The sequence below is a fragment of the Halonotius pteroides genome (genome assembly GCF_003605635.1).
GTDB lineage: Archaea > Halobacteriota > Halobacteria > Halobacteriales > Haloferacaceae > Halonotius > Halonotius pteroides.
The window spans coordinates 1-14,467 of record NZ_QMDW01000013.1 but is presented as its reverse complement, the minus strand read 5'-3'; the positions used below and the strand labels follow the sequence as shown (position 1 = coordinate 14,467).

The window sequence follows — 14,467 nt, the reverse complement described above, 5'->3', positions numbered from 1 at the left end:
ATTCAGTCGGCGTCAGCCTGCCAATCGCGAACGGTGTCGACGCCAACGCCGTCGACTTCTTCGGCCAGTTTGTCGGGGTTTGCATTTTTCAGACCCGCAACGTCCTCGATGCCGGCGATCTGGAGCTTCTCGGCGGTCTTCTCGCCGATGCCGTCGATGGCTTCCAACGCCGAGCCGTTCTGGCGGGCCTGATACTCCCGATAGTTGCAGATCGGGCAGCCAAGCTCCCAGGACTCTCTGTCCTCGTCCTCGTAGGTAACAAGCAGTTCCGGCAGCCCGTGTTCCTCGCAGTGATCGTCGGTGATCTCGATGTCGCCGCGGCGCGGCAGCGGCAGCGAGTACTCGCAGTCAGGATACCGCGTACAGCCGACGAGCCGCGAGCCGTTGCGGAGCTGTTTGATCGCCAACTCGCCGCCGTGCTCTTTTCCACACTCGGGGCAGTTGCCGATCACGCGATCCGCCTCGGCGTCGGCGGCGTCGGCCTGACACTGCGGACAGCCGTGGACGAACGTCTTCCGGCCGGCCAGCAGTTTGACTTCTCTGAGCTCGTGTTCCTCGCAGATCTCATCGAGCAGGAGGGGTTTGCCGGTCGACGGTAGCGGGAGAGTGTACTCACAGTCGGGATACCCGTTGCAGCCGATGAAGTACGACCCCTGCCGGCTGGTGCGGATGAGCAGGTCGTCGCCGCACTCCGGACAGGGGCCGAGCGTTTTGTCGGCCTTGAGCGACTGCTGGATCTGGTCGCCGATCGCCTCCCGGGAGTCGGTGAGGTCGTCGAAAACGTCTTCGAGGAGTCGGCGGGATTCAGCGGTCACCTCGTCGTACGCCTTTTCGCCCGCTGCGATCGCCTCCATGTCGGCTTCGAGTTGGGCGGTCATCTCCTCGGAGACGACCTGATCGGCGAACTCCTCGGCGGCCTCAACGACCGCCTTCGCCAGCATCGTTGGTCGCGGCGGGTCGTTTTCGAGGTAACCGCGGTCGTAGAGTTTCTCAATTGTATGGTGTCTGGTACTTTTCGTGCCGATCCCTAGCCCCTCCATGGTTTCGATCAGCCGCGACTGGCCGTAGCGGCGCGGCGGCTGGGTCTGTTTGGCCTCGATTTGGGTATCGGTGATCGCCAACTCGTCGCCAGTAGTTACGTCGGGGACGTGGGTTTCCGACTGGCTAAAGTAGGGGTAGACAGCGTGGTAGCCGGCCTCGACAAGACGTTTGCCGTTGGCCTTCAGTGTGAGATCCTCGGTCGGGGGCTCACCGTCGACGACCTCGCGGTCGGCGATTTCGGCGACGACCTTCAGGTGTTCCCACGTCGCGTCGTCGGCAACGGTGGCAAAGAAGCGGCGGACGACGAGTTCGTAGATCTCCCACTCGTCGTCGGAGAGCTCGCTGCGACTGGGGAGTTCGCCGGTCGGATGGATCGGCGGGTGGTCGGTCGTCTCCTCGTCGCCCTCGGTTGGTTCGATCTCGTCGGCCGCCAGCAGGCCCTCGGCGTCGTCGCCAAAGGTGCTGTCGCCGGTGAACGCTTCCAGCAGTTCGCGCGGATCGAGATCCTCCGGGTAGACCGTGTTGTCGGTGCGGGGGTAGGTCAGGTAGCCGGCGGTGTACAGCTCCTCGGCGACGCTCATCGCCTGCTGGGCGGAGTAGTTCAGCGAGCCGGCCGCGCGGATGAACTGCGTGGTGTTGAACGGCGCGGGCGGGCTGTCGGTGCGAGTGCGTCGGTTGACCGAGTCGACGGCAGCGGTCTCGGACTCGGTGAGGGCGTCGTAGACTGCATCGGCGCGGTCGCCGTCCCAGAGCCGTTCGGCCTCGTTGCCGTCCTCGTCCCGATAGAAATACTGGCTCTCGAAGCCGCCGGCTTCGTCGGTTTCGAGGTCAGCAAAGAGTTCCCAGTAGTCCTCGGGGTCGAAGGCCTCGATCTCGCGTTCGCGGTCAACGATCAGCTTGAGCGTCGGGCCCTGAACGCGGCCGACAGAGATGAAATCATCGCCGAGTTGGCGCGCCGAAAGCGAGAGGAATCGGGTGAGGGCAGCCCCCCACAGGAGATCGATCACCTGTCGGGCCTCGCCGGCAGCGGCGAGCTCGAAGTCGAGTTCGTCGGGGTTGTCGAAGGCCTCAGTCACCTCGCGGTCGGTGATCGAGGAGAAGCGCACGCGGTCGATCTGCACGTCCTCGTTGACCTCCCGCACCAGTTCGTAGGCTTCCTTGCCGATCAGCTCACCCTCGCGGTCGTAGTCAGTGGCAATGGTGACGTGGGAGGCCCGGCGGGCGAGTTGGCGGAGCGCGCGGACGATCCCCTCCTGAGTCGGCTGTTTGTCGATGGGGGCGTCGATCAACTCGACGGGTTCGACATCGCGCCAGTCGTTGTACTCCGGCGGGAAGTCAACACCGACGACGTGTCCCGAGAGGCCGATACAACGGTTGCCGCCCCAGTTGTAGACGGTGGTGCCGGCGACACGCTCGGTGTCGGCGGTACCGTCGCTGAGGATCTCAGCGATCCGCCGGGCGGCGTTATCCTTCTCGGTGATAATCACTGCAGGGCCGCGACTCATTGGATCGGCGTAGGCCGCTGGCTCGCCTAAAGCTTTCGCGCGACGCTAAACAGGGGAGATCCGCTTGCGTCGACGGCTGTTATCGTTCGATTAGACCGTTCGGTGCCGCACTGACAGAGACACCACCACAGTTTCAGCTGCAAATGCTGTCCGCCGCAACGGAACTCAGCGTGTTAAGCGAGCCGCACCTGCTCAAAACTCGACGGGCGGTGTCTCGTAGGCCCCCTCGTCGGCTTCGGCGTCGTACTGCTCAATCGCGGTTTTGACAAGCTGGAAGACGCCTGCTTTGCCCCAGCGGGCGGTGTTAATGTTGAGGTCGTAGAACTCGCGATCCTCAACATCGATGTCGTAATATTTCTGATAGCGGCCAGCCTCGCTGACCTCCCGGACACGCATCTCAGCCTCGGTTTCCTCACGGCCGTCGACGCGATCAACCCGTACCTCATCCGGTGCGTCGAGCCAGATCCGAAGATCCGCGTTTTCGCCGGCCAACCAGCCAGCGAGACGGGATTCAAGGATAAAGGGCTTTCCGGAGGAACCCCATTTTTCGGCGATTGATTGGAGTCGTTCGTCGAGTGCGCGGTCGATATCAGCCGAGCTGTCGGCAATCGCGGTCTGTTGGTGGAGACTAAGTTCGCCGTCCTCGGCGAGCTCCCGGAAGATGTCGCCACCCGACACGTAGGGGCAGTCCATCGCCTCCGAGAGGCGTTCACAGAGTGTCGTCGCCCCACAGCCCGGCGGGCCGGAGACGGTGATGAGGAGATTGCTGTCGATCTCTGGCGTCGATGGCTTGCTGGCGTGACCCTGCGTACTCATATACTACCACTGTTTCACATGAACGTACCTTATGGTATCGATCTTAGCCCCGATCGGTGGGTATAGGTGCGGTGTCGAATGGACGAACCAGGTGCTCGAATCGCGGTAGCGAGACAGGGCGAGATTCTTGTTGGTGACGCTGCTACAAGCGATCGTGTGTACACTCGTTTTTGCGTGGCAGGCCGTTGCCGACGCGCCGGTCGTCGTTGCCGCCAACCGTGATGAGGCCACCGACCGTCCCAGCGAGCCGCCGGGGCTGTATCAAACCGATCCGCAGGTGATTGCCCCGCGGGACGCCCGCGCCGGCGGGACATGGATCGGCTACAACGAAGCCGGTCTGTTTGTCGGAATCACCAACCGCTGGGTCGACCGCGCGGGTGAGCGCTCGCGGGGCCAACTCGTCGCTGACTGCCTCGGTGCTGCGTCAGCGGATGCCGCTATCGACGCCGTCGACCAGGCGGTCGCGGTCGACAGCTACGCCGGCTTCAATCTCGTTGTCGCCGACGCCGACCGAGCCGTGCTGCTTGAGTGGGATGGTGAACTCGGCGTCACCGAGTTCAACCCCGGGGTTCACGTCGTCGTCAACGTCGGCGCGGATGGGGCGTCGTTTGAGCCGCCGGAACGGCCGGAGTTGGGTCGTCAGCAGGCCGCCAACGCGACCGCGGTGCGGTCAGCTCTCAGCGTCGACGAGGCGGCTCCACCGACAGCCGCGGTGTGGCGCGAACAGGCCGCCGCCGTGCTCGGTGATCACGAGTACGGCGTCTGTGTCCACGGCGATGGGTTCGGCACGCGGTCGGCATCGCTGGTCGAACTCGGCGGTGAGACCACCACAGGCGTCGGTAGCTACTGGTTTGCGGATGGGCCGCCGTGTCGGACAGGCTTCGAGCGCGTCGAAAGCAGCCTTTAAACGAGTTGCGGCCCGAATGAATCCAATGAGTGTGTCCGAAGCCGAGGTCGACCTCTCCGCCGACGAGCAGCGCGGACTCGAACTCATCAAGGAAACCGGTGGGATTCATCAAAGCGATTTCTGGAAGGAACTCGACATCTCCTCGCGGAAGGGGAGCCGGATCGCCGAAAAGCTGGTTGAGGCTGAGTTGATCAACCGCGAGCAGACCGTTTACAACGGGCACAACACCTACTATCTTGAGCCGACGGCGAAGGATCTGGAGTTCCGGCTGCTGATGGCCGGCGATCTGCTCTCGCCGTTTATCGGCGAAGAGGAGGTTAACCCACAGAGTGACTCCTTCTCGCAGTGGCTGATGAATCTAGCCTACGAGGAGTAGTTGACTGCCGGAAAAGAGAAGCCTTATTTACCTTACCGCGATACGATAGAATGCGTTCGCCCGGATGGTGTAGTGGCCCATCATACGACCCTGTCACGGTCGTGACGCGGGTTCAAATCCCGCTCCGGGCGTTCTTCTGACGAACAATACTCCCGAGCACTGCGTAGCGTGTGCGAGGGTTCCCTCGTGAGTCGGAAACGTTCGACGGCGGATTTGAACCAACGAGCGAACACAGTGAGCGAGTGAGGTTCAAATCCCGCTCCGGGCCTCCACGTCCAGATTTTTATCCGATGCCGCGGAGAGACAGCACCGAGCGCGGTGGGCGAAAAGAAACCGCGGGACTACGACAGGGAGTTCACAGAGCGAGTAGGTCGTCGATCCCGCCGCCGGCTCGGTCTCGACATCGAGCGCGGTGTCGTCACACGGTTCGTCGTCCAATTGGAGTATGGGCGCAACATCGTCGAAGATGAGTGGGAGGAAGTAGTCCGGTACGATCACGACAGCGAAGGTAGCAACGAAGCTGCCCACGACGTAACCAAGGACGGGCTTCACATCGATATCTACCGGGACGGTGCAAAGATCGAGAGTCACGAACTGACACCGCCGCTCCCGTCGAACGTCGCCCTCAATCGCGCCGAAGAACACTTGAGAGAGAACCTCAAAGGCTATATACGGAGATTCGAAGAATGGCACCAGATAGAGTAGAGCCGATGACCGACGAGGAAATCGAGGAACTGCGAGACGGACTAGCGGAGCAACAGGACGAAATCCGCGACTACCTCGAAAGCCGCGGTGTCGATGTGAGCCCGTGGGAGGACTCGGCGACGGAAGCGCGGGCCGACGGCGGCGAATAATTAGTCTCTCGTCGAGAATTCAAAGACGGCGTCCGGACTGAGTCGATCGATCAAATATACCCTTCCTCACGCGCCGCTAACAACGCTGTCAACGTCCAGCCCGTCGTCGGCGACGTTTTCGCCGACTCGATAGCCTCCTCCACACTCATGAATCGCCACTCGATGTACTCGCCCTCATCGGGATCAGCGTCGCCAGCCTCCAGCCCGGTGGCGACGACCAGCCCACGCTGGAACCGCATCGTCGCACTCGGGTAGTACGTCGACAGCAACGTACACTCCTCGGCCGACAACCCGGTTTCCTCCTTGAGTTCGCGTTCGGCGGCCTCGACATAGGATTCGCCGGATTCGACGTAGCCGCCGGGACACTCCACGAACGACTCCGCTAACTTCGGGCGGTACTGTTCGACCATCGCCACGCGGTCGTCGTCGGTAACGGCGACGATCCCAAGGCCATCGTTCGGTTTGTCGACCCAGTAGTAGTCGGCCTCCCGGCCCGAGGGTTCAACCACGCGATCGTAGCCGGCGGTGAACCAGCCACAGTCGTATTCGGTTTCCGAGGCGAGTCGCTGCCAATCGGTCATAGCTGGACGGTAGGCCGCGGTTCGGGTAGCCGTTCTGTTTTGCTCACAACGGGCACCTCCTGGCTGAAATCCAGTTTTTGATATCGCACTATTTTGCAGTTTTACCCCGATTCGTTTTAGCGAGAGTAATTGTGCCAGACGTTCGTTTCTTGAATATGGATCAATATTCATGAATAAAAACTTACGTGTGTCGGCACAATGAAGCATGATAACGAATGTCAGTAGACAACGAGCAGGCCGACAACGAGACCGAGACAGCGGTTGAAGACGGGATGATCGCCAACGCCCAAGGTGCGGTTGGGGTCGTGCATGCGACCTCCGAGGCGGTCGACGACCGACTCGAAGCGATCCAGTCGACGGCGACGCGGCAGGTCGATGAGATGGAAAGCGTCGCCAGCGAGGTGTCGGATCTGAGCGCGACCATCGAGGAGGTTTCCTCGTCGGCCGAGGAGGTCAGCCAGACGACCGACCGAGCGGCGACGGCGACGACCGCCGGACGGGAGGCCGCTGCCGAGGCGACCGACGCGATGGAAACCGCCTCAACAGCCACCGAACAGGTGCAGTCGCAGGTCGAAACCTTAGAGCGCAAGGTCAGCCAGATCAACGAGGTCGTCGACGTGATCGATCAGATCGCCGAGCGCACGAATCTGCTGGCGCTCAACGCCTCGATCGAGGCCGCCCGGGCCGGCGAGGAGGGCGACGGCTTTGCGGTCGTCGCCGAGGAGGTCAAAAGCCTCGCCGAGGAATCCCAGACTCGAACCGAGGAGATCGAAAGCGCGGTCACCGAGATCCAAGACGTGACCGCCGAGGTGACCGACGCGCTTGATGAGGCGGTCGACGCCGTCGAAACCGGAGCCGACGAGGTCGAAACCGCCGACGACGAACTCGATGTCGTCACCGAGGAGATCCAGTCGGCGGCCGCCGGCATCGACGAGGTCTCAACCGCCGTCCAGCAGGGCGCGGAGGCTGCCACCCGCGTCGCCTCGGTTACCGAGGACACCGCCGACGCCGCCCGCGGGATCGAGGACTCCGTCGGCGAGATCCACGATGAGCGTGCCGATACGACCGACCTGCTCGCCGAGATCGACGATGTGCTCTCGGCGGCCCGCGAGCGTAGAGAGGCGCGGCTCCGCGCGGCCGAAACCGTCCCCACGGGACTGGATGAGTTCGATCGCAACGGCGGGCTGCCGGCGGGATCGCGGTCGGTGATCACCGCCGACACGAGCGAGGGCGGTGTCAGCGAGCAGGCTGTCGACAAGGCGGTGGCGACCTGTTGTGCCGCCGCCATCGACGCCGGCTGGGCGGTCTCGCTGTCGCCGACAGCAACGATGGATCGCCGGACGCTGGCGAGCGCGCTGTCGGCTACCGCCGACGTAACGCTGACGGACACGTTGGCAGGTGATCGACTGTTCGTGCTTGATCTCTTCGGCTCCTGGGAGGCCGACGAGAACGTGATCGACGTGACGACCCGCGGACTCGATGAAGCCAACGCCCGCGTCGATACCAAGCGCGACCGCCCGCTGTTTGTCATCGGCAACATCGCCGGCGAGTTGGATCTCATGGGCGAGCAAGCGGTGAGAGAGAACACCTACGAAAACGACGGCGATGTGCTGAGCGACGACGATCTCGTCGTCAACGTCGTCGAGACGGCGACTGTTCCCGACCAACTGGCATCCTTCTACGTCGGGGCGGCCGACCGGCACTGTCAACTGGGCAACGGCCAGCCTCGGCGCAACGGCGGCCAGCCAACCGGATCGTTGTAGCCGTGGGGCGCGGCGGTTTCAGCCGTCAAGACGGGTGAGCACAACGTAGCCACCGACGGCGAGAACGACAACCAGCAGCGTCCCAAGGACGAAGAGTCCGGCAACAACGGGGAATACCAACGACAGCGCGACGAGGAAGGTCAACGCAAACAGCCCGAGAAGGATGACAACGATCGCCTTTGAGGGATCTTGGGCGGTGGCGACGACGATCCGCTCTTTGAGCGTCAGGGCTGCGAAGGTGTCCTCGTCGGGGTCGTCCGCGGAAGGCTCTGATCGGGCCACAGAGGGTGTTGAGCCGCAATGGCCCTGAGTGTATCGCTTGAGAGTGCCGGACGCAGCTACCGCGAGTCACGCCGGTTGTCCCAGTTGAGCCACTCGTACTCCCAGCCTGTTTTGGCGAAGTAGCCCTGGGAGTCGAACTCGGCGTCCTCCCGGCGCGTCCGGTTGCGCTCGTGGCCGCTAGGTTGTTCGCCGTCAACCAACATCGGCCGGAAGCCAACAGAACCGAACTCACCAACCGATTCAAGGCCGCCATCGCCGGCGGGCTCAACAGCAACGAGCGTCTGATCGGTCGTCCCGCGTGGAAAAACGATCCGGCCCCCCTCGGCGAGTTGCTCGCGGATCGCCCGCGGCACGTCGTGTACCGCACTCTCGATCAAGACACGATCGAAGGGCGCGTATTCGGGGTAGCCGCGAGCCCCATCGCGGCAGTCAACCAACACGGCGTCGTAACCCGCCGTCCCGAGGTTATCGCGAGCGATGTGGACGAGTTGGCGGTCGATATCGATGGCGTGAACATGGCGGCCGCCGGCGATCTCGGCCAACAGCGCCGTCGTGTAGCCGACGCCTGCACCGACAACGAGGGTGTCGTCGCCGTCGTCGGCCGCAAGCGCGGCGATCATGCGGGCGACCGTCCGGAGACCAAGCACGCGGGAGCCGGCGACCTCGTCGCTGCCGGGTTCGTAAGCGTCGTCGACAAACTCGTGGCGCGGGACGGTTCCGAGAGCGTCCAGCACCGCGGCTCCGAGCGGTCGCTCAAGGGCGCGTTCCAACCCATCGACCATATCGGCCCGGAGCGTTTCGTGATCCATTGTCGAAACTGGGGGATGGAACGGTTTAATCCCACCGCGGTCAGCGCATCTGGACGAACCGAACCGGCGCGATCGTTTCGGTATCGTAGCTTCCGTCAGCCCCCGGAACGATCCGTTTGAGCTCCTGTTGGCCCGAACCGAATGGCCCGACGACGACGCCATCGGTCGTGGTCTGCTCGATCACCGCCGACGGCGGCTCAGCGGCCGCACAGGTGAGATAGCTGGCGTCGAACGGAGCTTCTTCGGGCCACCCCTCTCGGCCGTCACCGATCCGGACAGCCACATCGTAGCTGAGGTCGGCGAGTCGCTGGTGGGCCGCCTCGCCGAGGTCGGGGTCGTACTCGACGCTGAAGACGCTGCCACCGCCGACGATCTCGCCGGTGACCGCGGCGTGGTAGCCACAGCCGGTTCCGATTTCGAGAACGCGATCCCCGGGGTCGACATCGAGTAGGTCGACCATGTGGCCGACCATATGCGGCGCGCTGATCGTCTGCTCGTTGCCGATCGGCAGCGGGCGATCCTGGTAGGCCTGCTCTTGATGCTCGTCGTCGACGAACTTGTGGCGCGGCACCGCGCGCATCGCCTCGGCGGTACTCGATTTCGTGATGATGTCGTTGGCGACGAGGCTGTCGACCAGCCGGTCGCGGGCTGTCGCCATGTTCATGTCGAGTGTTGGCGCACAGCACATGTAGCCGTTACGCCCGGTTACGTTGTGATCCCAACCAATCGGTGCCCTGGTGGAATGAAAGGGCGAGGGCGTTCCGCGAACCCCGAGAACGCAAGCACTGCAGGAGCGAACGAAGTGAGCGACGAAGCGCGCAGCGAGCGAGCGGTCGACCGCAGGGAGACCGCGACCCGCTCGAACGGCGACCGAAGGGAGCCGTGAGAGCCGCGGGAGCGGAACGACCGAGGGCTTTCTGGGCGACAGTGGTCACAGTACGATTTTCAGTAGAAACAGTGGGTCAGCAACGCGATTTTGAAACGTTATCTTACCACGCCGACCACGCGGTCGTCTGTTCGTCGACGCCGTAGACGCGCTTGCAGTCCTTGGCGTACACCATATCGCCGTCCTCGTCGAACTGATCGAACCGATAGCCCTCGGCATCGTCTCGAACCAACAGCCCGGTGATCGTGAACTCGTCGTCGCCAAAGGATTCGGTCGCGCCGACAGATAGCTCGTAGTCGCCGGGGACGTTGATCGTGAGGCTCCGGCTGTCGTCGCGGGAGTCGTCGTTGGGGTGGAGCGTCACGTTGACGCTGACGTTGTCGATCGCCCGTGTCCAGATCGCTTCGAGGTCGTCTGCGACCGCACTTTCCGGGCGGGCGTCGCCGTCTTGCTGTTCGAGGCTGGTCACCCGGGCCTGAAAGATCGCCTCAGGGGTGTCGACAACGAACTCATCGCCAACCGCAACTGTCTCCTCGGGGTCGACATCGATGTGTGTGCTGATCGATTCGCCGCCCTGAGAGACGATCACGCGTTTCTCGACGGCTGCTGTCGACTCGATCGTCTCCTTGTGGACGTGCTCGCAGTCGTTACAACGAACGGTCGCGGTGCCGCCGGGCTTCAGTACCTCATGGACGGTGTCGTCGTGGGGCGAACAGGCCGGACAGGAGAGGGCCAGGGTATCGCCAGCGTCGGGATCACTCATTGGTGGTTGTTCCGTGGCTGAGCGTAAAAGCCGTGTGACACGTGGCGATGCCGCGAAAGCGGCGCGACTGGGGGAAAACGCCGGTGTCGATCAGTCGTCTTCGGCCGTCTCGGTGCGGGCCTGCCGTTGGGTGGCACGATCGATGAACGCCTGTGGTAGCGAGTCGATCTCGCCGGCCTGCACCCCCCAAAGGTGAGCGTACAGCCCGTCAGCGCGAAGCAGCTCCTCATGGCTGCCGTGTTCGACGATACGGCCATCCTCAAGCACAACGATCCGGTCGGCATCCTTGATCGTTGAGAGCCGGTGGGCGATAGCGAACGTCGTCCGGTCGGTCGTCAGATCGTCAAGGCTGCGCTGGATCAACATCTCGGTCTCGGTGTCGACATCGGAGGTCGCCTCATCGAGTACGAGGAGCGCCGGATCCTCAAGGATCGCCCGAGCGATAGCGATCCGCTGACGTTGGCCGCCGGAGAGTTTCACGCCGCGTTCGCCGACCATCGTCTCGTAGCCGTCCGGGAGATTTTGGATGAAGTCGTGGGCTTCGGCGGCCTCGGCGGCCGCGCGTATATCGGCGTCGCTGGCGTCGAAACTGCCGTAGGCGATGTTGTCGCGGACGGTGCCGTAGAACAGGTAGGATTCCTGGCCGACGTAGCCGATGGCTTGTCGGAGGGAGGTGCGGCTCACTGATTGGATATCTTGACCGTCGATCCGGATCGCCCCCCCATCAGGATCGTAGAGCCGCAAGAGGAGTTTGAGGACGGTCGATTTCCCGGCACCGGTCGGCCCGACGAGGGCGAGGGTGTCACCGCCGTCGACGCTAAAGCTGATGTCGTCGAGTACCGGCTCATCGTCGTAGCTGAAGCGCACATCGTCGTATGCGACCTGCCCGTCGTCGACAACAAGGTCGTCGCTGCCGGTATCGTCTTCGAGCGCGTCGGTTTCATCCATCAGCCCGAAGATCCGCTCTGCGGAGGCTTCGGCCCGCTGGTACATGTTGATGATCTGTCCAAACTGGGCCATCGGCCAGACGAGTTGTTGGGTGAAGAGAATGAAGACGACGAACTCGCCGGTCGAGAGCGCCCCGGTGAACGGGCCCGGCCCCGACCCCGAAAACACCCACAGCCCGCCGACGAGGAAGGTGAGGATGAATCCTGCCCCCGAAATGAGTTGCAGGCCGGGGAAGAAGCGAATGCGGATCGTGATCGCCCCCCAGTTGGTCTCGTAGTAGTCCCGTGAGACATCGTCAACGCGGCCGGATTCGAACGCCTCGGTGTTGGAGGATTTAATGACCTGGATGCCGCCGAGGTTGTTTTCCAGTCGGGAGTTCACGTCGCCGACGCTGGAGCGGACGGCGGCGTATTTCGGTTGGATTGTCTTGACGAAAATGTAGGTGAAGATGGCGATCAGCGGGACAGGCGAGAGCGCGACGACCGCGAGTTGGGGGTTGAGATAGACGAGATACGCCGCGATAGCGACGACCATGACCGCCAGTCGGAAGGCGGAGTTGAGGCCGTCGTTGAGGAACCGCTCCAGCTGGTTTACGTCGTTTGAGAGAATCGACATCAGCTCACCGGTCTGTTTGTCGGCAAAAAAGCCCATATCGAGCTGCTGCATCGTATCGTAGGTGTCGGTGCGAACATCGTGTTGGATGTCTTGAGCGAAGGCGTTGAAGCCGTAGTTGCGGAGCCAGTGAAACGCCGCACCGGTGATGAAGGCGGCGGCGATAAGGCCGACAACGAGGGCAAACTGGTCGATCGGTGTGCTTGGCAGCCACGCCTGTGGGACTAACGGGAGCTCGAAGGGTTCGACACGTTGAAACAGGCTGTCGATGGCGACGCCGAGCAGGATCACCGGCAACAGATCCAACAGTCGGGCAGCAAGGCTGGCGAGAATCCCCAGCGTGACAGACAGCCAGTAGGGTCGACCGTACTCGCCGACCAGCCGCGCCATCGGGTTGTCGACCCGTTCGCGTTGTGCCTCAAAGGGATCGTCATCGCTCGCGGGCTCGATGCTACTCATTACAGTTTGTAGGGGAGCGGTCGGCAAGAGGGTTGGCTTCGATGGGGTGATCCTCGGGCGATTATCGATACACGGCGGGGATCTTGACCCGATCGCCGACCGTAATATCGTTTGCGGTTGTGTAGTTGTGTGGGAGTTCAAGCACGTACCGGCCGGTTCCGTGGAACGGCTGGTCGGCGTCAACCTCGGCGTGGTGGATCGTTGTGACCGCCCCGTTGTTGTCGATAAAGACGATGTCGATAGGAAAGGCCATCCCCCGCATCACATAGCCGTGTCGCCCCTCGCTGTTGTGAACAAACAGCATCCCCTCGTTGGGGCCGAGCGCATCGGTGGTGCTCAGGCCGGTAACGCGTTTGTCGAGGGTATCGGCGATCCGGACATCGACGGTGGCCCGTTCGGTGCCAGTGACGGCGTCGACAACGGTGATCGTTGTCCGCTCGTAGTCGCCGGTGAAAGCACCGGTTGTGATGGCGACGATGCCGCTGGCAAGCAGTATGGCGACAGCGACGCCGACGAGGAACCACGCGGGCGGCCGCGGCATAAAGGAAGTTGGGCTGACGGCTGCATAGTGCTTCCGCCGCGGAAGGAAACCGTTATTGACGGCCGGGTGGTTCCATCGATTGCGGGCTCGTGGTCTAGTGGTTATGACGCGGCCTTTACAAGGCTGAGATCGGTGGTTCAACTCCGCCCGAGCCCATTCTTGCTCTGAACGGTTCTGAAACGCCCCGTGTAACACGAACGCACCGTCGGGCAGTGATCAACGATGACAGCGATCGGAGGATCGGACAGCCGGGGTGGAACCGTTCCCCCGGGGTGGGAGTCCGGCTCGTTACTTGACGACGGTAACGGGGACAGGAGCCCGCCGGACGACCTTTTCGGCCACACTACCGAGCAAAACTCGCGCTGTGCCGTCACGCCCGTGGCTGCCGATGTAGACCGCATCGGCGTCCGCTGCCTGATCTGTGATGACCGTCTCAGGATCCCCCGTCTCGGCGACCGTCTCGATAGGCCCATCGTGGCCGGCGTCGACGGCGACCTCTCGGGCGTCCGCTACAAGCTCCTCGGCCTGTTCCTCGGCGGCATCGATGGCGTCGCTGGTTGGCTGAACGACAGCGCCGCGTCCGGCGTGTGCGCTGAGACCGTACGCATGGACAAGCGTGAGCTTGGCTTCGGGGTACTCCTCAACGGCGTAGGTGAGTGCTTGCTGTGACTGTTCGGAACTGTCGACTGGAACGACGATCTGCTTGCTCATGACTCCGGTTGACAGTGAATCACACGCTGTCGTAAAATTACGGGGGCGTTGCTACATAGCGATAACGCTGTACTCGTGTCGCTGTCGACACACCGCCCACGCGGATAGAAAGCTCGGAGGCGAACGCCTTCCACAGCAAGGAGAGCCACCGCGCGCTGGCCGGGGCGGAACACAAAGCTGAGCGGTGACAGACTGCTTCAATATGCGTATGAGTGATAGGGTTAGCGCCAAACCCTCGATATAACCGCTGAAACCGTTAAATGCAGACAACTGCATACCCCTCGGTGGTGTATACAGTCGACTGAATTCGGAGCACCGTCCCCGGTGACAGCAGGTGCACACAACTGTAGTGGCCGGTTTCTCAGAAGTGGAGGAATAGCAGCAGACGCGCCTTTTAGGCCCTCTAAATCCGTTTTTGGCCGTATCCATAATGAATAATCATGTAAACGGTAGATAGATATAAATACTGAATGCCAGAGGATGTGGGTGATGTACTCGACGAAAAGCACCGATGTGGACGAGACCGACGAAGCGAGCCACGGAGACGGTGATACAGCATCAGTCGATCACATTGAGAAGTTCACTGTCTCCGATAGTGGAGGCTAAATCGGTA

At 62.5% G+C, this 14,467-nt stretch carries 15 protein-coding genes and 2 tRNA genes; 7 read left to right on the top strand and 10 right to left on the bottom strand.

Annotated elements, in window-relative coordinates; translation table 11 throughout:
* Positions 1 to 2 precede the first annotated feature (2 nt).
* Positions 3 to 2,546, bottom strand: a complete 2,544-nt coding sequence (locus DP106_RS09885) for a DNA topoisomerase I (RefSeq protein ID WP_120085024.1) — start codon at positions 2,544 to 2,546, stop codon at positions 3 to 5.
* Positions 2,547 to 2,738: 192 nt separating this feature from the next.
* Positions 2,739 to 3,362 carry a (d)CMP kinase gene (gene cmk, locus DP106_RS09880; protein ID WP_120085023.1) on the bottom strand — a complete coding sequence of 208 codons (624 nt, stop codon included), beginning with the start codon at positions 3,360 to 3,362 and terminating at the stop codon, positions 2,739 to 2,741.
* A 154-nt stretch (positions 3,363 to 3,516) separates the two neighbouring features.
* Here cmk and DP106_RS09875 point away from each other — a divergent pair, with 154 nt between their 5' ends.
* From DP106_RS09875 to DP106_RS15860, 5 genes are all read left to right on the top strand, one after another.
* Positions 3,517 to 4,269, top strand: coding sequence for an NRDE family protein (locus DP106_RS09875; protein ID WP_120085108.1), 753 nt, complete (start codon positions 3,517 to 3,519; stop codon positions 4,267 to 4,269).
* Positions 4,270 to 4,294: 25 nt separating this feature from the next.
* On the top strand, positions 4,295 to 4,645 hold the full coding sequence (locus DP106_RS09870; RefSeq protein ID WP_120085021.1) for a helix-turn-helix transcriptional regulator: 351 nt from the start codon (positions 4,295 to 4,297) through the stop codon (positions 4,643 to 4,645).
* A 58-nt stretch (positions 4,646 to 4,703) separates the two neighbouring features.
* Positions 4,704 to 4,776, top strand: a tRNA-Asp gene (locus tag DP106_RS09865).
* 187 nt (positions 4,777 to 4,963) lie between these two features.
* The gene (locus DP106_RS09860; protein WP_120085020.1) at positions 4,964 to 5,350 is read left to right on the top strand and encodes a DUF7718 family protein; all 387 of its coding nucleotides are present in this window, start codon (positions 4,964 to 4,966) and stop codon (positions 5,348 to 5,350) included.
* 5 nt (positions 5,351 to 5,355) lie between these two features.
* Positions 5,356 to 5,499: a hypothetical protein gene (locus DP106_RS15860; RefSeq protein ID WP_165857867.1), complete on the top strand. Its 144-nt coding sequence runs from the start codon at positions 5,356 to 5,358 to the stop codon at positions 5,497 to 5,499.
* A 50-nt stretch (positions 5,500 to 5,549) separates the two neighbouring features.
* Here the strand turns inward: DP106_RS15860 and DP106_RS09855 are convergent, their stop codons facing one another.
* Complete coding sequence (locus DP106_RS09855; RefSeq protein ID WP_165857866.1) at positions 5,550 to 6,080, bottom strand: NUDIX hydrolase; 531 nt, start codon at positions 6,078 to 6,080, stop codon at positions 5,550 to 5,552.
* Between the two features lie 215 nt (positions 6,081 to 6,295).
* Here DP106_RS09855 and DP106_RS09850 point away from each other — a divergent pair, with 215 nt between their 5' ends.
* Positions 6,296 to 7,843 carry a methyl-accepting chemotaxis protein gene (locus tag DP106_RS09850; RefSeq protein ID WP_120085018.1) on the top strand — a complete coding sequence of 516 codons (1,548 nt, stop codon included), beginning with the start codon at positions 6,296 to 6,298 and terminating at the stop codon, positions 7,841 to 7,843.
* An 18-nt stretch (positions 7,844 to 7,861) separates the two neighbouring features.
* On the opposite strand, the gene DP106_RS09845 is transcribed toward DP106_RS09850, so the two are convergent.
* The 6 genes from DP106_RS09845 to DP106_RS09820 form a co-directional block, all read right to left on the bottom strand.
* Complete coding sequence (locus DP106_RS09845; protein ID WP_120085017.1) at positions 7,862 to 8,125, bottom strand: hypothetical protein; 264 nt, start codon at positions 8,123 to 8,125, stop codon at positions 7,862 to 7,864.
* Between the two features lie 56 nt (positions 8,126 to 8,181).
* Positions 8,182 to 8,934, bottom strand: a complete 753-nt coding sequence (locus DP106_RS09840) for a protein-L-isoaspartate O-methyltransferase family protein (protein ID WP_120085016.1) — start codon at positions 8,932 to 8,934, stop codon at positions 8,182 to 8,184.
* A gap of 40 nt (positions 8,935 to 8,974) precedes the next feature.
* A complete protein-coding gene (locus tag DP106_RS09835) occupies positions 8,975 to 9,598 on the bottom strand; it encodes a protein-L-isoaspartate(D-aspartate) O-methyltransferase (protein WP_120085015.1) in 624 nt (207 codons plus the stop codon).
* Between the two features lie 325 nt (positions 9,599 to 9,923).
* Positions 9,924 to 10,583 carry an HVO_0476 family zinc finger protein gene (locus DP106_RS09830; protein ID WP_120085013.1) on the bottom strand — a complete coding sequence of 220 codons (660 nt, stop codon included), beginning with the start codon at positions 10,581 to 10,583 and terminating at the stop codon, positions 9,924 to 9,926.
* A 90-nt stretch (positions 10,584 to 10,673) separates the two neighbouring features.
* Positions 10,674 to 12,602: an ABC transporter ATP-binding protein gene (locus DP106_RS09825; protein WP_120085012.1), complete on the bottom strand. Its 1,929-nt coding sequence runs from the start codon at positions 12,600 to 12,602 to the stop codon at positions 10,674 to 10,676.
* 61 nt (positions 12,603 to 12,663) lie between these two features.
* Positions 12,664 to 13,143 (bottom strand): DUF192 domain-containing protein, encoded by a 480-nt coding sequence (locus DP106_RS09820; RefSeq protein WP_120085011.1) that lies wholly within the window; start codon positions 13,141 to 13,143, stop codon positions 12,664 to 12,666.
* Between the two features lie 83 nt (positions 13,144 to 13,226).
* Between DP106_RS09820 and DP106_RS09815 the strand changes: the two genes are divergently transcribed.
* Positions 13,227 to 13,299: transfer RNA gene (locus DP106_RS09815), tRNA-Val, on the top strand.
* A gap of 132 nt (positions 13,300 to 13,431) precedes the next feature.
* Here the strand turns inward: DP106_RS09815 and DP106_RS09810 are convergent.
* On the bottom strand, positions 13,432 to 13,854 hold the full coding sequence (locus tag DP106_RS09810) for a universal stress protein (protein WP_120085010.1): 423 nt from the start codon (positions 13,852 to 13,854) through the stop codon (positions 13,432 to 13,434).
* Positions 13,855 to 14,467 lie beyond the last annotated feature (613 nt).